This is a genomic window from Pseudomonas sp. MCal1 (assembly GCF_026341415.1).
Classification (GTDB): domain Bacteria; phylum Pseudomonadota; class Gammaproteobacteria; order Pseudomonadales; family Pseudomonadaceae; genus Aquipseudomonas.
The window spans coordinates 17,026-37,036 of sequence record NZ_JAKUMP010000005.1 but is presented as its reverse complement, the minus strand read 5'-3'; the positions used below and the strand labels follow the sequence as shown (position 1 = coordinate 37,036).

19 protein-coding genes are annotated in these 20,011 nt (G+C 58.4%); 13 read left to right on the top strand and 6 right to left on the bottom strand.

Annotation, left to right across the window (positions count from 1 at the left end):
- The first annotated feature begins 66 nt into the window (after window positions 1-66).
- The 8 genes from MKZ87_RS10020 (at window position 67) to MKZ87_RS09985 (ending at window position 7,298) form a co-directional block, all read left to right on the top strand.
- On the top strand, window positions 67-2,661 hold the full coding sequence (locus MKZ87_RS10020) for a phage tail tape measure protein (RefSeq protein ID WP_266200769.1): 2,595 nt from the start codon (window positions 67-69) through the stop codon (window positions 2,659-2,661).
- A gap of 12 nt (window positions 2,662-2,673) precedes the next feature.
- Window positions 2,674-3,519, top strand: a complete 846-nt coding sequence (locus MKZ87_RS10015; protein ID WP_266200768.1) for a phage tail protein — start codon at window positions 2,674-2,676, stop codon at window positions 3,517-3,519.
- Window positions 3,494-3,700, top strand: coding sequence for a tail protein X (locus tag MKZ87_RS10010; protein ID WP_266200767.1), 207 nt, complete (start codon window positions 3,494-3,496; stop codon window positions 3,698-3,700). The genes MKZ87_RS10015 and MKZ87_RS10010 overlap by 26 nt, the downstream gene beginning before the upstream one ends.
- Window positions 3,701-3,786: 86 nt before the next feature.
- Window positions 3,787-4,110: a hypothetical protein gene (locus MKZ87_RS10005; RefSeq protein ID WP_266200766.1), complete on the top strand. Its 324-nt coding sequence runs from the start codon at window positions 3,787-3,789 to the stop codon at window positions 4,108-4,110.
- A 74-nt stretch (window positions 4,111-4,184) separates the two neighbouring features.
- Window positions 4,185-5,234: a phage late control D family protein gene (locus MKZ87_RS10000; protein ID WP_266200765.1), complete on the top strand. Its 1,050-nt coding sequence runs from the start codon at window positions 4,185-4,187 to the stop codon at window positions 5,232-5,234.
- A gap of 31 nt (window positions 5,235-5,265) precedes the next feature.
- Entirely contained in the window at window positions 5,266-5,829 is a 564-nt protein-coding gene (locus MKZ87_RS09995) for a glycoside hydrolase family 19 protein (RefSeq protein WP_266200764.1), read from the top strand.
- Complete coding sequence (locus MKZ87_RS09990; protein ID WP_266200762.1) at window positions 5,811-6,353, top strand: lysis protein; 543 nt, start codon at window positions 5,811-5,813, stop codon at window positions 6,351-6,353. Before MKZ87_RS09995 ends, MKZ87_RS09990 begins: the two co-directional genes overlap by 19 nt.
- A gap of 150 nt (window positions 6,354-6,503) precedes the next feature.
- Window positions 6,504-7,298, top strand: coding sequence for a DNA adenine methylase (locus MKZ87_RS09985; RefSeq protein ID WP_085683134.1), 795 nt, complete (start codon window positions 6,504-6,506; stop codon window positions 7,296-7,298).
- A gap of 59 nt (window positions 7,299-7,357) precedes the next feature.
- Here MKZ87_RS09985 and MKZ87_RS09980 read toward each other — a convergent pair whose 3' ends face one another.
- Window positions 7,358-8,167: a hypothetical protein gene (locus MKZ87_RS09980; protein WP_143492411.1), complete on the bottom strand. Its 810-nt coding sequence runs from the start codon at window positions 8,165-8,167 to the stop codon at window positions 7,358-7,360.
- 107 nt (window positions 8,168-8,274) lie between these two features.
- Window positions 8,275-8,955: an SOS response-associated peptidase gene (locus MKZ87_RS09975; RefSeq protein ID WP_085683133.1), complete on the bottom strand. Its 681-nt coding sequence runs from the start codon at window positions 8,953-8,955 to the stop codon at window positions 8,275-8,277.
- Window positions 8,956-9,050: 95 nt separating this feature from the next.
- On the opposite strand from MKZ87_RS09975, the gene MKZ87_RS09970 reads away from it, so the two are divergent.
- Window positions 9,051-9,476, top strand: a complete 426-nt coding sequence (locus MKZ87_RS09970; protein WP_085683350.1) for a LexA family protein — start codon at window positions 9,051-9,053, stop codon at window positions 9,474-9,476.
- Window positions 9,469-10,746: a translesion error-prone DNA polymerase V subunit UmuC gene (gene umuC, locus MKZ87_RS09965; protein ID WP_266200760.1), complete on the top strand. Its 1,278-nt coding sequence runs from the start codon at window positions 9,469-9,471 to the stop codon at window positions 10,744-10,746. Before MKZ87_RS09970 ends, umuC begins: the two co-directional genes overlap by 8 nt.
- A gap of 49 nt (window positions 10,747-10,795) precedes the next feature.
- Here the strand turns inward: umuC and MKZ87_RS09960 are convergent, their stop codons facing one another.
- A complete protein-coding gene (locus MKZ87_RS09960; RefSeq protein WP_266200758.1) occupies window positions 10,796-11,701 on the bottom strand; it encodes a DUF3800 domain-containing protein in 906 nt (301 codons plus the stop codon).
- Between the two features lie 617 nt (window positions 11,702-12,318).
- Between MKZ87_RS09960 and MKZ87_RS09955 the strand changes: the two genes are divergently transcribed.
- The 3 genes from MKZ87_RS09955 to MKZ87_RS09945 all read left to right on the top strand — a co-directional run bounded on the left by MKZ87_RS09955 (window position 12,319) and on the right by MKZ87_RS09945 (window position 14,922).
- Window positions 12,319-14,160 carry a potassium transporter Kup gene (locus MKZ87_RS09955; protein WP_371918965.1) on the top strand — a complete coding sequence of 614 codons (1,842 nt, stop codon included), beginning with the start codon at window positions 12,319-12,321 and terminating at the stop codon, window positions 14,158-14,160.
- A gap of 172 nt (window positions 14,161-14,332) precedes the next feature.
- Window positions 14,333-14,623, top strand: a complete 291-nt coding sequence (locus MKZ87_RS09950; RefSeq protein ID WP_085697396.1) for a Phd-YefM — start codon at window positions 14,333-14,335, stop codon at window positions 14,621-14,623.
- Between the two features lie 11 nt (window positions 14,624-14,634).
- Entirely contained in the window at window positions 14,635-14,922 is a 288-nt protein-coding gene (locus tag MKZ87_RS09945; RefSeq protein ID WP_007954964.1) for a type II toxin-antitoxin system RelE family toxin, read from the top strand.
- 54 nt (window positions 14,923-14,976) lie between these two features.
- Here the strand turns inward: MKZ87_RS09945 and MKZ87_RS09940 are convergent, their stop codons facing one another.
- The 3 genes from MKZ87_RS09940 to mprF form a co-directional block, all read right to left on the bottom strand.
- Window positions 14,977-15,303 (bottom strand): DUF3077 domain-containing protein, encoded by a 327-nt coding sequence (locus MKZ87_RS09940; protein ID WP_085702628.1) that lies wholly within the window; start codon window positions 15,301-15,303, stop codon window positions 14,977-14,979.
- 560 nt (window positions 15,304-15,863) lie between these two features.
- Window positions 15,864-17,159 carry a virulence factor family protein gene (locus MKZ87_RS09935; RefSeq protein ID WP_085697398.1) on the bottom strand — a complete coding sequence of 432 codons (1,296 nt, stop codon included), beginning with the start codon at window positions 17,157-17,159 and terminating at the stop codon, window positions 15,864-15,866.
- Window positions 17,159-19,798 (bottom strand): bifunctional lysylphosphatidylglycerol flippase/synthetase MprF, encoded by a 2,640-nt coding sequence (mprF, locus tag MKZ87_RS09930; RefSeq protein ID WP_085702629.1) that lies wholly within the window; start codon window positions 19,796-19,798, stop codon window positions 17,159-17,161. Before mprF ends, MKZ87_RS09935 begins: the two co-directional genes overlap by 1 nt.
- Window positions 19,799-20,011: the final 213 nt, after the last annotated feature.

The following is a 20,011-nucleotide window of genomic DNA, read 5'->3' as shown; positions in this document are numbered from 1 at the left end:
AACGACATCGTGTGGTGGCTCACGGACTGAGCCATTTCCAATCATCCTCGACCCAGGGACACGCACATGGCGAAGAACATCGCACTCGGCTTTGTCATCGGCGGCGCCGTCGACCCGACGGTGGGCAAAGCGTTCAAGGACGTCGAAAGCAAGATCAAGCACCTGGACACGGTGGGCAGTAAAGCCCGGGTGCTGCAGAACACCATCGGCGACACCATGCGTCTGCGTGAGGAATGGCGCAAGGCGCACGCAACTGGCGCCGCCGGTGCCGACAAGCTGTTGTCCAAATACGAAAAGAACCTCGACCTTCTCAAGAAACAGGGCGTCGAGGTCGGACGGCTGAGTAAGGCCTACGCCACGATGGGTCGCGTTGCGGCCGGCGCTGAACTCAAGGCGCTCGGCCATCGGCAACTGGACGAAGGTCGGCAGGGGATGAAAACCACCCTCGGCCAAGCCGGTGCACTTACTGCTGCCGTAGCGATTCCTACCAAGGTCAGCGCGGATTACGGCGCGATCATTCGTGACATCGCGATCAAGGCCAATATTGCCAACACACCAGAAGAAACGCAGCTCTCCAAAACCGTGATCGACACATCGCGGGATACTGGCATGGCGCGCAATCAGGTGGCCGAGGTAGTCAACGCCCTGGTCGGCGCCGGTATGGAGTTGGACAAGGCGTTGTCCTATGCACCGACCGCAGCCAAATTCGCGGTGGGCCAAGGATCGGAAGGCACTGAAACGGCGAAGATGATCAACGCTTTGGGGCAGAACGCCAAGATCACTGACCCCAAGGTAATGCAGCAGGCGCTGGAGGCCATTGCTTACCAGGGACAGGCAGGCAGTTTTGAAGCGGTTGACATGGCCAAGTGGTTTCCTGAGTTGCTGGCCGGCATGGGCAAACTGGGTATCACCGGCATGGATTCGGTAACGCAACTGGGCGCGATGCTGCAGGTGCAAATGAAAACGGCCGGTGGTTCGGACGAGGCGGCGAACAACCTCAAGAACTGGATGGAGAAAATTGGCTCTGGTGAAACGGTCAAGGCTTACCAGAAGGCTGGGATCGACTATAAGGGGTCGATGCAGACCGGTTTGCAGAACGGCAAATCCACCTTGGAATCCAGTTTCGCTCTGGCACAGAAGTACATCGAAGCGACCGATCCGAAGCGGGCCGCCGAGATGGCCAAAGCCGTGGCCGGCATCAGCAAGGAGAGTGATCCGGAAAAGGCCAAGGGCATGATGAAGTCCCTGGAAGAGGCCTTGCGCACGGGCGACCTGTTCGCCGATATGCAGGTCAAGGCCGCTTTGACCGCGTACATGCAGAACAAGGATCTGTATGAGCAGTTGAAGAAGGATTCGGCCAATGCCACCGGGATCCTCGACAAGAACCTGGCTGAGCGCCGGCAAACGTCCGCGCAAAAATGGTCCGAGATGGCCCAGAGCATGGACGATGCCATGCGCAGCATCGGTGATGCGATTCGCCCGGTCACTGATGCGGTGGCGGAGGGCATTACCAATGTCAGTCGTCAGCTCGCAGGCCTGTCCGATGAGTCGCCACGTTTGGTGACGGCCATTGGCACCGCTGTAGCAGGCCTGGTCGCGCTCAAGGGGGCTGTCAGCGCATTCAAGATGGGTAAGGGCCTGATGAATATCGGGCGCGGCACCTTGATGGGCAACCCGAACATTCCGCAAAAAGTCATTGTCACCAACCTGCCTGGTGCTGGTGGTGGGCTAAATGGCGGTGATCTTGATGTCGGTGGAGAAGGTAAGAAGGGCAAGGGGGGGAAAGGCGGCGGGAGAGGAGGAGGTGGTGGGCGGGGTGCCAAGATCGTGGGCGGCATGAAAGGCCCAGCAATCCTTGCAGTCGCGCAGGCGGGTTATCAAGCTTATGACACCTATGAGAACGCCGAGACGCAGGATGAAAAAGCCGAAGGCTATGGAAAGGCTGCAGGTGGTTTGGCCGGCACGTTGGCCGGCGCCGCTGCTGGTGCGGCCATCGGTACGGCGGTGCCGATCATTGGCAACATCGTCGGCGGTTTGATCGGTGGTTATCTCGGGTACATGGGCGGCGACGCACTCGGCGGCTTTGCGGGCAAAGAGATGTTCGGAACCCCAGACTCACTCAAGAAAGTGCCGGACGCCGGCCCACTGATGATGGTCAATGCTGGGCAAAACATCCCGCCAGTGATGGGCGATATCGCCCGTTCATTCGCGCCGGTACCGGTTGTCAAAGATATGGTTCAGCCGCAACCTAAAATGTTGCCGCTGCTGACTGGAGCGGCGCTTGTGCCTCAAGCAGCTCACGACAGTACCAAGCCTACGCAAGTGTTGCCTCCACTCGTTCCAGCGCCGCCTGTTTCCAGGCCACTGCTGCCTGAGCGTGAGTCGGCTGCAACAGCATTGGGAGACGTCACGCGAGCACTGAGTCAGCCGGTATCTCCAGCGGTACCGGCGATGCTCGCACCGCCTGCTGCTGCGAAACCTCAGTCGACCAAGGTCGAGCAACGGTTCGATATTCAGGCACCTCTGCATGTCACCGTGCAGGGCGATGTGAAGGACCCGGCGCAACTGGCGCGAGAGCTTCAACCCTACATCGATCAGCAGTGGCGTCAGTCCACGCAGCAATTGCAAAACCGCTCGCTGTTCGATGAACCGCATGTGTAACGAGGAGGGCCAATGGCCTACATGGAACAGCTGCAGTCGGGATTGAAAAATCTGGCGGCAGCAGGAGAGAGCGGTCGGCGCAGTCTCGACGGCATGATGGGGCCAGTCAACGGTGCCATCAGCGAGATCAGCGGCGCGGCCTCGGAGCTGGAAGGGATTCCCTTTGTCGGTCCGGCGATTGGAGCAAAGCTGCAGCGTGTCATGCGCGGCGTCAACGCGGCTCAGGCCAAGGTCGGCCAGGTGGTGGCCACGTACAACAAAGCTACGCGTGCCGTATCGCAGATTGATGAGCGCATGGGCGAGCTGAAGGAACAGGCCGCCCGGGCGTCCACCGCAATCAACAAGGTCGCCGGCAAGGTCAGCCCGTCGCTGGCCAACATCGTCCCGACCGGTTCGCTGGGTGGTGATGCCACCCCATTGCCGGAAACGGTGAAGCCGTTCCCGCATCTACTGATCGTGCAACCACAGGATCCGCAGGCGCAGCCCTACTACTTCAATCTGGACACCGCAGCCTTTGATGAACTGCGGCGCTCGACTGAGTTTAGATGGGCTTCGCAGGAGCGACTCACCCGTCGGCCGGCACAACAAGCGGTCGGTATCGGTGAAGAAAAGATCACGCTCAAGGGCGCGATCTTTCCCGGCTTCAAAGGCGGGATCAAACAACTGGACACTCTGCGCAGCCTCGGTGCCCAACTCAAGCCGCTGACCTTGACCACCGGCTATGGCGACGTGCTCGGCACCTGGTGCCTGAAGAGCATTGAAGAAGAACAGAGCGCGCTGCTGCAGGGCGGGATCCCGCGCAAGCAGGCGTTTACTTTGGAGTTTGTGCGTTATGGCGACGACCTGCAGAACGTCTGATGGGGATCTGCTGGACACCCTGTGTTACCACGCCTATGGGCATCTTGAGGGCACGGTTGAGGCGGTGCTCGATGCCAATCAGGGCTTGGCCGATGAGGTGCAACCTTACCGCGCCGGCATCGTAATCGAGTTCCCGGATCTGCCAGCACCCAGTAATGATGGGGTAATGTTGTGGGAGTAATCGGGCATAAGTCGCTGATGTCAATTTGCCGTTGATTTCAGGCGCCGATAGACTCGCTTTTTTTTGCAAGGCGTGAGAGACCCTTTATGGAAAGATCGACAGAGTTAAGGAAAGTAAAACGGAGCCTTTGGGGGGAACTCAACTATCGCCTGAACTGGATAATTTTCGGAACCATCGGCGCAATCCTCCTGTGTTTCATCCCTGTGCTGGGCTGGTTTCTGGCCTTGGGAATGGCGTTCGCGATCCTCTACAAAACCTTCGGGTTTCGTGAAACCTTCTTAGAGGGAAGCTGCCCGGCCTGCACCAAGTTGCTCCCTGTCGACCCCAAGACGGATGTGTTCGCCTGCCCGGTATGCCACAGCTGCATTGCCGTGCGAGAAGACAGCTTGGTGATTATCAAAATCGATTGATCTGCAACGCTTCGTCTGCAGACAACGTCATCAACTCAGCCCGCCTTGTGCGGGCTTTTTTATGGACAGCACAAATGACTCCAGCCTTTCGCGTGGTGGCCGATGGTGCCGATATCACCGCGCTAATCAATGACCGGCTTCTGCAGCTGAAAACCACCGACAAGCCCGGCATGGAATCCGATGAGTTCGAGCTGCGCATTGATGACCGCGATGGCGCGGTAGTGCTGCCCCCTCGCGGGGCCAGCATCGAGATCTTTTTGGGTTACGCTGAAACGTCGCTGACACGCATCGGCCGCTATGTCGTCGACGAGATCGAGTTATCCGGCCCGCCGGATACGCTGGTGATCACCGGCAAGGCCAGCGACATGCGCGGCAGTGGCAAAACGATCCGCAGCGGTAGTTGGGAAAACGTACCGTTGTCACGAATTGTGGCCGACGTCGCTGCACGCAATGGCTGGCAATCGGTGTGCCCGGTGCTAACCAAGGTGCCGCGTGCCGATCAGCTCAATGAATCGGACTTCAATTTCATCACCCGTCTGGCCAAGCAGTACGACTGCACGGCCAAGGTCGCCGACGGCAAGCTTCTGGTGATGTCACGTCAGGGCGGGCAGAGCGCCTCGGGCAAATCCTTCGGTGTGGTGCTGATCCAACGGCGCGACGTCAGTCGCTTTCAGTTTCGTCTCGGGGATCGCAACACGCACAAGGCTGTCTCGACCAAGCACCAGGACAAGAAAACTGGAAAGCTCGCGGTAGTCACCTTGGACAACGACGAGTCGCCGGACGGGTTGCCGCCGGTGCACAGCGACCGCCACATCTATCCGAACAAGTCTGCAGCCGAAGCCGCCGCCAAAGCACGTCTCACTGCGTTCAACCGTTCCACCGCCGGTGTCCGGCTGGAAATGGCAGGGCGCATCGACCTATTCGCCGAACGCTCGATCAATGCCCAGGGATTCAAGGTCGGCCTCGATGGCGAGTACCTGGTCGACTCGGTGGAGCAGGTATTCACCCAGGCCGGCTGGAGCACGACGGTCGAGTGCAACGGCGGCAAGAAGGGTAAAGCCAAAGCCAAGGGCAAGAAGAAAAAAGCGACGAAGGATCTGAAGGTCGTTCAGCTCAAGCAATAGCGCCGCATCCTCGCAAATCAAGGAGACATCAATGTCACTGACCGAACAGCAACTGCAATCCATCATGCCCAACGCCCGCCGCCAAGCGGGCGTTTTTGTATCTGCGCTCAACGCAGCCATGGCCCGCCGGCAGATCAACACTCCGAAACGCCAAGCCGCTTTCCTGGCTCAAATCGGACACGAGTCCGGTCAGCTGCAGTACGTCCGGGAGCTGGGCGGCGACCAATACCTGAGCAAATACGACACCGGTGCCCTGGCCACGAAACTGGGCAACACCCCGGCAGCGGACGGCGATGGCCAGCGTTATCGCGGTCGCGGACTGATCCAGGTCACCGGCCACGACAACTACCTGCGCTGCAGCCTCGCGCTGTTCGGCGACGAGCGATTGCTCCGTACCCCTGAACTGCTGGAGCTGCCGCAGTGGGCCGCTGAATCGGCCGCGTGGTTCTGGTCCGTGACTGGGCTGAACGCACTGGCAGATCAAAACGAGTTCAACACGATCACCCGCAGGATCAACGGAGGCCTCAACGGCCTGCAGGATCGGCTGGAGTTGTGGGGGCGGGCGAGGGCGGTGCTATGCGTCTCGGCGAACTGATCCCAACGCCGTATCGACTGGTGGCCAAAGGTGTGCTGCTGGCCGTTTTAGCCGGTGCTTCCGCCGCCATCGCCTGGCAATTACAGGATTGGCGCTACGGCAAACAGCTCGCCGAGCAGGCCAGACTCCACACCGAAACCCTCAATCAACTGGCCCTGGCCTCGGCCGCGCAGCAGCGTGCCGAACAGGATAAACGCCTCGCGCTCGAGCAGCGCTTGGCAACCAGTGAACAAACCCATTACCGAGCCTTGAGCGATGTCCAACGTGATCAAGGTCGCCTGCGCGACCGCCTTGCCACTGCTGATCTGCGCTTGTCAGTCCTACTCGACGCCACCACCGGCGCCGGTAACGGATCGGTGTCAGCCGCCACCGCCACCGGCGGCGTGGTTCATGGCCCCACAAGAGCCGAACTTGACCCAGCGCATGCTCAACGAATTATCGGCGTCACCGATGACGGCGACCGGGGGCTGATTGCCCTCGCGGCCTGTCAGGCATACGCCAAAGAAGTCTCAACACCGAAGTGAAAAAGAGCGGCTGAGCCGGATGCGTCAACATCCGGATCAGCCGCCGTCCCTGCAGATGGTCCCTGCAAGTCCAGCCAAGGCTCTTGCTCCGTGCACAAAGCGCGGCGAGCCTAGCACCTGTTTATCCATACAGTAAAGGTCTTGCTATTTATGTCTACACCCATCATCCCTTGGATGGGCGGCAAACGTCGCCTGGCCGACCGCCTCATCCCGCTTTTTCCGCCACACGAATGCTACGTCGAAGTCTTTGCCGGCGGGGCCGCGCTCTACTTCATGAAGCCCCAGCCATCGCCCGTCGAAGTTCTCAACGACATCAACGGCGACCTGGTCACGCTTTACCGCGTCGTGCAGAACCACCTCGAAGAGTTTGTGCGCCAATTCAAATGGGCGCTCAGCTCGCGGCAGGTGTTCGAATGGCAGAAAATGACCCGCCCCGAGACCCTCACCGACATCCAGCGCGCCGCCCGTTTCTTCTACCTGCAGCACCATGCCTTCGCCGGCAAGGTCTCCGGTCAGACATTCGGCACGGCAACTACCGCACCGGCCATCAACCTGCTGCGCATCGAGGAAAACCTCTCGGCCGCGTGGCAACGCCTGTCAGGCACCTACGTCGAAAACCTCCCCTGGCTTGAATGCGCAGAACGCTACGACCGTGTCCACACCTTCCACTACATGGATCCGCCTTACTGGCAGACCGCCGGTTATGGCGTGGACTTTCCGTTCGAGAATTACGAACGGATGGCCGACTTCATGCGCCGCTGCAAAGGCAAAGTTATGGTCAGCATCAACGATCATCCCGATATCCGTCGCGTGTTCGACGGCTTCCACTTCGAGACGCTGGATATCCGCTATACCACCGCCAATCAACGACAGGGCAAAGCTGAGGTCACCGGTGAATTGGTGATCATGAACTGGGAGCCGGCGGCGCTTGGTGGATTGTTCTAACCTATGCGTAGCGCGAGATTCGTAAATCTCGCTCGCTACGCTGGATGACGCTTAAAAGCTCACCATATAAACCTTCCATCATACTCTTCGCCTTTTGCGTTTTTAATAATTTGAAAATCATACATTCCGAATTTGTACTTTTTTGTAATTTTCAACACAAAGCTCGCTTGCATCTGTAAAGAGTGTTCAGCGGAGCTAGGTTTTATTGCATAGTTTCGAGAAGATTCCAGAGCTACGCCGCTATAGGCAATTGCATCTAATTCGGGGTTTCGACTAAAAATTAAATTAGCAAGAATTCTTGAGTGAATATAGTTCGTGTTTTTTGCATTTTTGTCTTTTAATAATGAGGAGAGAAAGGAATCTGTGAATACAAAGCTTTTGCCGAATTCATGAGGCATGTTGCTCATGAATTTGTTTAGTAGGTTTCCTACAGTTTCAGACGTTAAGCCGCTGCCCCATCTGTTCATGTGGGTTATTTCGCCAATAGTCCCGCAGCGGATGGGGCGGTCTGCTAGTTGTTCATAGGCGACAATGTGTATATGGTCACCTTCTTCTGCTTTGATCTCGTCTAGAGTTGAATACTGATTGATTGATGTATACAGAATGGGGTCATTGACTTCGTTGAGTCTTCCTTCTCGCGTCAGCTCCTTAGGAGGGGGGCCAAGCTCTGATATATTGCCGAATCCATTTTCATCATTGCATTTTCTCGCACGCCAAAATGCATGGCTATAATGGAATTCGTAATTAATGACTTGATAATGATCAAGTATGAGGTTGAGTTTTTCACGAATGAATATAGGGTCTGTGCTTTTCAATATTAAAGATGATAGCTCGTCAAGGTAGCTGAGGTGCAGCGTGCTAAATTTCATTGAGAGACCCTGTTGATTTGGTGGACCCGCTACTCGGTGAGTTCCATTGGGAGTGCCTGACTGTTGAACACTGTAAAGCAGTAGACGCCAAATTAAAGCTGACTAAATTAATCTATTCGGTTGATCAATTCAGGCCCGTGATTTCGTACATTGCCGATTGCTGGGTCCACCTTGAACCACTCGAACGCCTCGGTGTGCTCACCCTGCAGCAGCGCTATCTGCTCGGCGCGGTCTTTTGGCGTAGCCGGGTCCAGCCATTCGCGAGCCAATTCCGGCGATAGCGTCACAGGCCGACGGTCGTGAATGTCCACCATGCCACCAGCGCTGTCTGCCGTGATGATCACAAAGCCGTCGTGCTCCCCTGGTGGGTGTTCGGTGCTGGGGTACTGCCCAATCGCGGCGCACAGGATCGGCGCTCGGTCTCGCCGGCGAATCAAGTAGGGCTGCTTCTTGGGGCCGCCTTCGTCGACCCATTCAAACCAGTTGTTGATTGCAATTATCGCCCGGTGCGGCCAGATCGCACGGAAGAAGGGGCCATGGGCGACTTTCTCTACCCGGGCGTTGATCGGCGCGGCGCGGTCCTTCGCCCAGTGTGGACGCCATCCCCAGCGGACCATGTCGGCATGCAGGTACTGACCCTCCTGATGGAAAATCGCCAGCTGGGTGGTAGGAGCCGCGTTGTACCGCTCGAAAGGTTGGTCGCCGGTGTGATTGACCAGCGCGTTGGGCATGCTCAGCGCCGCTACAAAGTCGTGGATGCCGTCGTATTGTGAAAGTCGTCCGCACATATGTCGCCCGCCTATCAGATAATTCCTACAGAAATTGACCGCGAGCGCTTCTGAAAGTTAACTGTATGTTCGTACAGTGTTGGAAGTCGTGCGTCATGAGCTATTCGATTTTAGGCCCAATTGCCGAGGTCGGCCTAAAGCTGCCTCTTTGTTTGTTCCAGGTGCCCGCTGGGTTTCCTTCGCCGGCGGCGGATCACATTGAGGCACACATCTCCTTAGATGAGGTGCTCAACATCCGTGCCCCGCATGTCTATCTTGTGAAAATCACCGGGGAAAGCATGCAGGGCGCGGGCATCTTTGACGGAGACCTAGCGGTAGTAGATCGTTCGCTGGAGCCGGCCCACGGTCACATCGTCGTTGCGCTGCTGAACAACGATCCGCTCTGCAAACGACTATGCATTCGGGGAAAGGACGTGATCCTTCTGTCTGAGAACCCCAAGTATCCGCCTCGCTATGTGCTGGAAGGTGATGAACTAGCCATCTGGGGCGTAATCATCGGCAGCGTGCGCAGCCATGTCTAAGGTGGCGCCGGTATTTGGCCTGATCGATTGCAACAGTTTCTACGCCAGTTGCGAACGCGTGTTCCGTCCTGACCTGGCCAAGGTACCCATTGTGGTGCTGTCCAACAACGACGGCTGCGTCATCGCCCGAAGCTACGATGCCAAGCCTTACGTGAGAATGGGCGAGCCGTACTTCCAGATCAAGCACAAGCTCAAGCAGCACGGTATCGTCCCTTTCTCCTCGAACTACGCGCTGTACGGCGACATGAGCGAACGCGTCATGACCCTGATCGAGGCAATGGTGCCGGCCGTTGAGGTGTACAGCATCGACGAGGCTTTTGCCGATCTCACAGGAATTGAAGGTCTGGACTCGCTGGGTCGGCAGATCCGCAGCAAAGTGCTGCGTTGCACCGGCATTCCGGTCGGGGTGGGAATCGCTCACACCAAAACCCTTGCGAAGTTGGCAAATCACACTGCCAAGCGGCTGCAGGTGCAAACGGGCGGCGTGGTTGATATCTGCGACCCGTTCAAGCGCGACTGGGTACTGCGTAATACCGACGTGTCTGAAGTGTGGGGCGTCGGTCGCAAGATGACACTTCATCTGGACGCCATGGGTATCAAGACTGCGATGGATTTGGCGAAGGCCGACCCATGGACGCTACGTAGGAAGTTCAGCGTGGTGATCGAGAAGACTGCCCGCGAGCTTGGCGGCACGCCGTGCTTGGAGCTGGACGAGCCGGATCCGCCCAAGCAGGAGATTTGCTGTAGCCGGATGTTTGGTAAGCGGCTCACGGAGCTGGCATCGATCAAGGAGGCGGTGGCCACCTACATGATGCGCGCCTCGGAAAAGCTGAGGGCGCAGAAGTCGCTTTGCAAGAAGATCCGCGTCAGCATCCGCACCGGCATGTTCAACCCTGAGGAGGCGAAGTACGCCAATGGTATTCTGATTGACATGCCGTACCCTACCGACGATGTCCGATTGTTGACCAAGGCTGCAGTGGACTCCCTTGATAGGGTCTATCGGCCGGGGTTCAAGTACAGTAAGGCAGAGGTGCTTTTGATGAATCTCTGTCAGCCAGGGGAGTACACCGACGACCTGTTTGCGATCTCGCAGCCTGGAGATGCCACGAAGTTGATGATAGTAATGGACCAAATCAACGAGCGGTGGGGTAGGGGGACACTGCGATCAGCCAGCGTGCCCGTCAACCCTGACTGGAGTATGCGGCGAGAGATGATGAGCCAGAGCTATACAACGCGGCTTGACCAGCTTTGGTCGGTTGCCTGCGAGTAGTTTCAGCTTGCTTTGATCTACCTATAGAAATATGTCTGAATCGCCTGACCTACACGACCCCATCATTGGAGCTGGCCTGTAGTGGGACGGCCACTTGTGCTGGTGCCAGAGGTTGCGGTTGGGGGAAAATCGAAGTGCGGCCACCATGTGGATCGTCCACTGTAATTCCCCAGCGCTTTTGACCGTTCTCTGCGCAGTGATACTGCATAGCCTTGATGCGTTTGGAATATCGCTGAACTATCGAATCATAATTCGGATGAGTGTGAACGTTGTTGAAAGAACCGTCACAAACGATGCGACCAGCGATAGGGTAGAGGATCGTTGAACAGATCAAGTCGGCTATCTGCAGGCAGGCGTGGTTGTCGCTGATACCGAAAACAGCGGCTTCCTCAATCGAGGGATAGGCATCTCCGCCTTTCCCCAGTTTGTGCTTTTGAGTAAAGATTGAGTGAGCCACATACCGATTGCGCGCAGGGTCGCGAAAATCCGCGATTATCATGCCCCGGGATTCTTGATCAATCAGAAAATGCTGGAATCGCTTCGCAATGTTCTGAGCAGTGATGGTGTAGACAGACGTGTCATCAAGAGCCTGCCCGTATTTCTTGACCCATACTCGCGCTACAAGCTTGATTCCGTGAGCTTTGCATATGCTCAATACACCATCGATAAATTTGAAGTGATGCTCGATACGTGAGTGAGTAGCAGGGTGTTTTCTTACGTCGCTTCTCAAGTCCGACCCTTTAATTTCCTTGAGTAGGACGTTTAGGGCGTGCCGCTCATTTTTGAAGAGCTTAGGATAGAACTGGCGTTTGAGGCTGATGAACTCATCGGTGATTCTGCTGATGCGTTGCGCATCCACAAACAGCCCTGCAACGATCAGCATAGGCTGCTTATCGTCAACGTCGCTTTGAACAGGTTGGGAATCGCCAGACTCGTCGATATAGCAGATATGCATTCACAACCCCCAGAAATAGAACAGCCACCTTAAAGGTGGCTGTGGTCTGCATTCGCAGTATCTTGCATCGGACTTAACCGACACTTTGGTCAACCGTTCGACGGCTGTGCACATATATTGAGCATGGCCAATCACCTTGTCAACCCTTGTAGATGCTTGCGAACCGAGTGAGGCGCTGAGCCTTCAAAGGATAGATAGCGTATCTTTCGGGCAACCCAGAGAAACGAAGCCAACCTTTGGATTGGCCGGCGCAGGAGTGGTGGACATGTCTAACCTCGGTGTTTTGTGACGTCGCTTGCCTGATGGCGGAAGCCGACGGACGGGCGCTTGAAGTGCGCCTCTGATCAAAAAGTGCGCAATTCTAGCGATGAGCAACGCACTTGACCAGCTTTATGCAGGGAAATACGACGAGTGCTGCGCTATGCTTCGCGCCGTTGAGCTTTACCAATTTTTTACAGTCAACAAAACGTCTGTAACAGCAGGTAAAACAGCGCATGCTGCACCACAAAGCATAGTGCTTCATTCAAGAAGCCGGTTCTGAGAAGTAGGAGTGTTGGATGGGTCAGGCAAGTAGTCATGCGGCAGGCGCCGAAGGTTCGGCCACCAAGCCGCTGAGTATGCTGGTCGCGGCAGTCGGGGTAGTTTACGGCGACATCGGCACGAGCCCGTTGTACACCCTCAAAGAAGTGTTTTCCGGCGGTTACGGCGTACCGGTGAACCACGACGGAGTGCTGGGCATTCTGTCGTTGATCTTCTGGTCGCTGATCTGGGTCGTGTCGATCAAATACATGATGTTCGTGCTGCGTGCCGACAACCAGGGCGAGGGCGGCATCATGGCGCTCACCGCACTGGCACGGCGGGCAGCGGGGGAGCGCAGAAAATTGCGTTCGCTGCTGGTGGTCTGCGGCTTGATCGGCGCAGCGCTGTTCTATGGCGACAGCATGATCACCCCGGCGATCTCTGTGCTGTCGGCCATCGAGGGTCTGGGCCTGGCATTTGAGGGGATCGACCATTGGGTCGTGCCGTTGTCATTGGTGGTGCTGGTCGGGCTGTTTCTGATCCAGAGCCATGGCACAGCACGGATCGGCATTCTTTTCGGGCCGATCATGGTCACCTGGTTCCTCGTTCTCGGCGCTCTGGGCGTGTACGGCATCAGCCATTCCCCGGAAGTGCTGAAGGCCCTGAACCCGATCTGGGCCGTGCGCTTTTTCATGGTGCATACCGGCATGGGCGTGGCGATTCTCGGCGCCGTGGTGCTGGCGCTGACCGGTGCCGAAGCGCTGTACGCCGATATGGGCCACTTCGGTCGCAAGCCTATCGCCCGGGCTTGGTTCCTGCTGGTGCTGCCGGCGCTGGTGCTTAACTACTTCGGACAGGGCGCCTTGCTGCTGGACAACCCGGAAGCGGCGCGCAACCCGTTCTACCTGCTGGCCCCGGGCTGGGCGCTGATTCCGCTGGTCGGTCTGTCGACCCTGGCCACCGTCATTGCGTCCCAGGCGGTGATTTCCGGCGCGTTCTCCCTGACCCGTCAGGCGATTCAGCTTGGTTACATTCCGCGTATGTACATCCAGCACACGTCCAGCGACGAGCAGGGCCAGATTTATATTGGCGCAGTGAACTGGGCGCTGATGGTCGGCGTTGTCCTGTTGGTGCTGGGCTTCGAATCCTCCGGCGCACTGGCCTCGGCCTATGGTGTTGCGGTAACCGGCACCATGCTGATGACTACGATTCTGGTGTCGGCGGTCATGTTGCTGTTGTGGAAATGGCCGCCGGTGCTGGCCGTGCCGGTGCTGATCGGCTTCCTGCTGGTGGACGGTCTGTACTTCGCCGCCAACGTGCCGAAGATTGTGCAGGGCGGTGCCTTCCCAGTGATCGCCGGTATCGCGCTGTTCGTACTGATGACCACCTGGAAACGCGGTAAGCAGTTGCTGGTCGAGCGCCTTGACGAAGGCGCTCTGCCGCTGCCGATCTTCATCAGCAGTATCCGCGTGCAGCCGCCACATCGTGTGCAGGGCACTGCCGTGTTCCTGACTGCGCGCTCCGACGCAGTGCCACACGCGCTGTTGCACAACCTGCTGCACAACCAGGTCTTGCACGAGCAGGTTGTGCTGTTGACCGTGGTCTACGAAGACATTCCGCGCGTACCACCATCCCGACGCTTCGAAGTCGAGGCCCATGGCGAAGGCTTCTTCCGGGTGATCCTGCACTTCGGCTTCACTGATGAGCCGGACGTGCCGCAGGCACTGAAGCTGTGCCATCTGGACGACCTCGACTTCAGCCCGATGCGCACCACCTACTTCCTCAGCCGCGAAACGGTCATCGCCTCGAAACTCGAAGGCATGGCACGTTGGCGTGAAGCGCTGTTTGCGTTCATGTTGAAGAACGCCAACGGGAACCTGCGGTTCTTCAATCTGCCGCTGAACCGGGTGATTGAGTTGGGGACGCAGGTGGAGATGTAGGCTCCGTCTGAACTGAAAGCCCCCGTCAGCCTTGTGGCTGTCGGGGGCTTTTTTGTGCGTGTCCGGTTGGAGTGCTTGGTCGGATAGTGGAAACAGCAAGTTGCACTGTGTTTAATTCAGCACAATACTTTGTGCATTAACGTACGCATCAGCATGTGAGTGAGAGGTGATTATGACGGCATTATTAGAGCGTGCTGACCAAGCAATTTCCGTGACTGCCATGGTCAGGAGCTTCAGCGCGAAGCTCAAGGAGATTTCCAGTCGTGCCACTGAGCGTCTGGTCATCTTCAAGGACAATCAACCGGCAGCGGTCATCATCAACGTGCAGGCCTATCAGGAAATGCTGGATGAACTTGAGGACCTTCGCATTGAAGCGGCAGCCCGCGAACGTCTGAGCAATTTTGATCAGACCAAGGCTGTCAGCCATGAGGATATGCGGGCAAGGTACGCCCGGAAGGATTAAGGGAGCGCTGGATGGTTTGGGGAGTGATTTATCATCCGGAAGTCCAAGGGGATCTTGATCAATTGGGATCAGCAGCTGCCAACCGGATACTGGATGTGATCGAAGAACGGATCATCCACGGCGAGCCGGATAAAAGTGGCAAGCCTCTGAGAGCCAGTCTTGCGGGGTGCAGACGAATTCGAACGGGCGACACGCGAATCGTTTATAGAGTTGATGGCCGGGCCATCCAGGTGTTGATCGTTGCGGTGGGGGCTCGACGTGACGAAGAGGTGTATGGCGCTGCTGAAAGGCGCCTCTGAACAAAAGGCCACCGTCAGCCTTTTGGCTGGCGGGGCTTTTTCGTTTTTATGCCGTTACATGCTTTTGGGCAACTCTGCTTCAGACTCGGTTTTCGTTCTCGCGGGTCGCAGCATCAGGGCCTTCATCACGTCGTCGACCAAGGCTTTGCCGATTATCGTCAGGTAGTGCGCGGCCCAGGCGTGACGGTCGCTCTCCTTGTCGTAGGCGGCATCCTCGGCGAAGGATTTGGCGAGGAACAATAGGTCTGAAGCCTGGGACAGTGCTTCGACGATCGGGACGCCGGAGCGAACGTTGAGTAACGCCTGATCCGAGCTGTAGAGGAAAGAGGTGAAGCCGATTGTTGTGAGATCTGCGGGGGACGGCGATTTCGTTTCGGTCATGGTGTTACTCCTTGGTTCGAGGAGCTGCGACTTCCGTTACCACACGAAAGGGAGGCAGCTGTACGCAGGGTGGTAAACCGGGAACCAAGGAAACCGGCACGCCCGAAGGCGTCCCACGCACAGCTGCCATAACTCGAAATCACAGGCTTGAAAGTGTCTGTGATTGTGATGAGGGTGCTGTTGCGCTGGTTTATCCGGGTTACCACACCCGATCGCTGAAAGGGTCAGCGACCTCTGGAGAGTATCCCGTCGGAAAACAGCGCAATAGGGCGGCAAAGTGCTCAAGCAGGAGATTAGGAGTTTGCCTACAAGGTATGCGGACGTCATCTGATATTGCGACACCAGACGTAAACGAAATTCAATGTTGATGGAGGTTTTGCGCGTCTTTGATGCGGCAGATGAATGTGGAGTTGACGACTCGAAAAGGCCAATGAAGCAGGTGTCCACGTTTTATGGAATGTGGACGCCTGGCGTTTTCAATTTCATGAAGAGTCAAGCATTGAGTGAAAAAGCCCCCGCAACTGCGAAGTTGCGGGGGCTTTTTTGGGGGGCGCTTCAGATCACTCTTCCGCCACCTGCGCCGTGTTCTGGCGCTTCTCGATCAAGTCCACCAGACGCTTGGCCAGCGCCGGGTAGTTCTCGTCGAAGTGGTGGCCGCCAGGCAGCTTCACCGCTTCGCCCACTGCGGTCTTGTCGGTGCAGCCGCTTTCGTCGGTTTCTTCTTCACCGTAGATGCACACGACCTTGGCCGGTGGCAGCTTGGCCATTTCCGGGCCGGTGGCGGCTTCTTTGCCGGCATTGCCGAGCCAGCCTTCGACTTCGATTTCGAAACTGCCGGTGCGGGCGAAGGCCAGCAGGATGATTGCGTCGACGCGTTGCTGCTCGGTTTCCGGCAGGCGGTTGTAGATGGCCGGCAGGACGTCGGCGCCGAACGAGTAACCGGTCAGGATGAAGCGTTTGGTGCCCCATTTCTGGCGGTAGTGCTGCATCAGTTCGGTCAGGTCCAGCGCGCTCTGTTCCGGGCTCTTGTGCTGCCAGTAATAGCGCAGGGTGTCGATGCCGACGACCGGGTAGCCGATCTTGGCCATTTCACCGGCCACGTCGCGGTCCAGGTCACGCCAGCCGCCGTCGCCGGACAGGAACAGGGTCACGGTGTCCTTGGCCTGGCCGGCCGGGACTTCCACCACCGGGATCTGCAGGCCGCCGTTGGCCTTGTCGCCGCCGACGAGGATCTTGCGCAGTTCGTTGTTCAGCACTTGCGGCAGGTTGATGTCGTAGTCGCTGATGCTGGTTTCGGCGTTCGGTTGATCGCGCACGAAACCGGCGCTGGTGTCGTCCGGGTTGTCGTTCCACGCCACCAGCCAGTGACCGTGGGCGGAGGATTTTGGCAGCAGATGGGTGCAGCCGGGTTTTTCCAGGGCCAGGTCGACGGAGACGGCCTGGGCCTTGTCGTCTTTCTGTTCGGACAACCAGCGCCACGCCAGCACGGCGCCGGGGCCGATGCCACTGACCAGCGTCGCCGGGCCGTTCAGTTCGCGCAGGCCGGCTTGCAGGGCGCGGCTCTGCAGCAGGCAGTCCTTGGGCAGGATCACCTGAACGATCTGCGCCGAGGCGCTGCGGCTCAGGGTGCTCAGTTGCTTGTCGCTGAGTTTCTGGTCGTCGTTGACCGCCACCAGCACCTGAGCCTTGGGCTTGGTGCCGGGGATGACCCGGGTCATGGCGGCGCCATCGGCCGGGGTGAGCTGTTCGAGGGTCGGTTCCGGTGCCGGGCGTTTGAGGTACCAGAAACCGCCACCGGCAATCGCGGCCAGCACCAGCAGTGCGACCAGGATGTACTTCAGGGAGCGTTGAATCATCAGCGTTTCACCAATCCAGTCAAGCCGCCCGCGATCAGGGCAGCAGTGTCGGCCAGCGCCACCAGCGGATCGAGTCCGGCGGGCACGGCCATATAACGGGGTTCCCAGTCAGGCTGGAACTTGTCTTTGAAGCGGCGCAAGCCTTGGAAGTTGTACAGCTGCTCACCACGGCGGAAAACCATCGAGCCCAGACGCTGGGTCAGCGGTGCCCCGCGCCGGGGTTGCAACCCCGACAGCGGCACCATGCCCAGGCTGAAGCGCGCGTATCCGTGACTCTTATAGTGTTGAATCAGACCGACCATCATGAATTCCATGGTCAGCTTGGGGGCGTCCGGGTGCGCGCGCATCAGGTCGAGACTGGCCAGATCATGGCTGTAGGTCTCGAGCAGGTTGGCGAACGCCACCGGGCGGCCTTCGAAGCGAATCACCGCGATGCGGAAATGCCTCAGGTAATCGTCGCTGAAACGGCCGAGGGAGAAGCCTTTCTCGCGCACGTTCTTGCCGGTGAGCCAGGCATCGGAAATCACCTTGAGCTCATCCATCGGTGCATGGCCCGGCTCATGGATTTCCAGCGACAGACCATCGCGGGTGCCACGATTCCAGGTGTAGCGCAGGTCCTTCATCTCCTTGCCCTTGGCTTCCAGGTCAAAGCGATGCAGATCGACCCGGGCTTCTTCGCCCAGCTTGATCGCGGTCAGGCCGATGTCCATGTAGTACGGCAGGTTCTCGGCGCGCACCTGATAGAACACCGGGCGGGCGTGATGGATGTCGCACAGGTCGCGGAACTGCCAGATCATCTCGGCCCGTTGCTGGCCGGGGCCGATCGGGTCGTACAGGGCCACCAGACTGCGGCCGCGACGGGCATACATCAGGAAGGCTTCATCATTGGGGTGAAACAGCAGCGCCTTGTCGCCGGTCAGGGCCAGGCCGCCGTCCGGTTGCGAAGAGGCCATCAGGATTTTCGAGGCGCGTTCCAGCTCATCGGGTGTCGGCAAGTGGATCACCGGGCGAGCGGTGCGCAGCAGCCAGGTCAGGGCGATCACCAGCAACAACACGGCGGCACCGAGCAGCGAGCGCAGACCGCGCGGGGCGTCGGCGTCGAGGGTGAACTGCCACCACAGTTGATGGCTGTACGGAACGTCCTGATAAGCGAACAGCAAAAGCCAGGTCGAAGCACCGAGTACGCACAGGCTGGCCACCAGATACAGCGGCGAGAACGGCAGTTCGGTCAGACGGCTCGGGCGATAGAACGAACGACGGAACACCCCCAGCAGCGCGGCGGTGAGGGTCATCAGGGTTGCCTCTTCCCAGTCGAAACCCTTGAGCAGCGAGAGCAGGGCGCCCACCAGCAACAGAATGGTGGTCAGCATCCATGCCGCCGACAACCGGCGACGCAGGCCTTGAGCGAGCATCAGGCACAGCACGCCGATCAGGCTGGCGCCAAAGTGCGAGGCGTCGACCAGACGGTGAGGAATCAGAAAACCGATGTGCTCCAGACGAGTGTCGATCTCTGGCGTCGCGCCGGAAAACAGCAGCACCACGCCGGACAGGAACACCAGCACCGCGAGGATCGGTGCCGCCAGACCGGACGCTGCACGCATGGTCTGCGACTGAAACAGGCGCTGGCCTTCGTTGAGCAGCAACAGCACGCAGGCCACCAGCAACGGCAGCACTACATAGATCAGGCGATACAGCAGCAGGGCGGCAGCCAGCGGCGCGGCGCCGAGTTTGTCGGCGAACGCAGCGAGCAGAATCGCTTCAAAAACACCCACACCACCCGGAACGTGGCTGAGTACACCGGCCGCCAGTGCCAGCAGATAGACCAACAGGAATGCACCGAAGGGCGGCGCTTGCGGCAGCAGCAGATAAAGCACGGTTGCAGCGGCGGCGACGTCGAGGGCGGTAATGACCAGTTGCAGGAACGTCAGGCGACGACCCGGCAGACGCAGGGTGCGACGACCGGCCCGGACCAGCAGGTTGTCCGGATAAGGTTGCTCCGGCAGGCGACGGCGATAGATGCCGATGGCCAGAATCGCACCGAGCAGCAACACCACGCCGGCAATCGTACCCAACAAGGTCTCGGACAGTCCCAGTGCCTGTGAGGCGGCCGGCAGGTTGCTCAGGGTCGCTAGGGCGGCCAGTGGCGGCAGGGCGCAGCCCAGCGACAGGCTGGCGAACAAGGTCATGTGCGCGACTTCGGAAGCGCCCAGGCCATGCCTTGCATATAGACGGTAACGCACCGAGCCACCGGACAGCATCGACAGGCCGATGGCATTGCCGATGGCAAACGCGGTGAAGCCGCCCAGAGCCAGGGTTTTCGGTGTCAGCGTCACGCGCGCATATCGACTGGCCGACCATTCGTAGCCGAGCAGAATGATGAAGCCGATGACTGTCGCACCGAGGGCGCCGAGAAGGGCCGGTTTCGGCACCTCGAGAATCGAGTCGTGCAGTGCGTCGAGATCGAGTTCGCTGAGCAGATGGCGACAGGCAATCAGCGCGATGGCGAACAGCAGCAAAGTGACCGCCAGACCGATCGGTTGCCGGTATTTGCTGATCCGATCCAGCAGGCGCAGACGCTCAGGCTTGATCGGTGGGTTCGCTGTGACGGTGTCTTGTGAATCAGACGAGTTGGCGCGCATCAATCACCTCTTGGATTGTGCGCGACAGGATGGAGGTATCCAGCCAAGTTACCAATCCCTGTAGAAAAAAATAATCACAAAATACTACGCCTCTCACCAGGTATCGGCGAGGGCAGCTCCTGGATTGCAGACGCCTTGCCTGCGACTTCAAGCATAGTCGCAACCTGGCGGGACTGAAGATCCTGAACGGTTCACTGCACAGTGACAGATCAT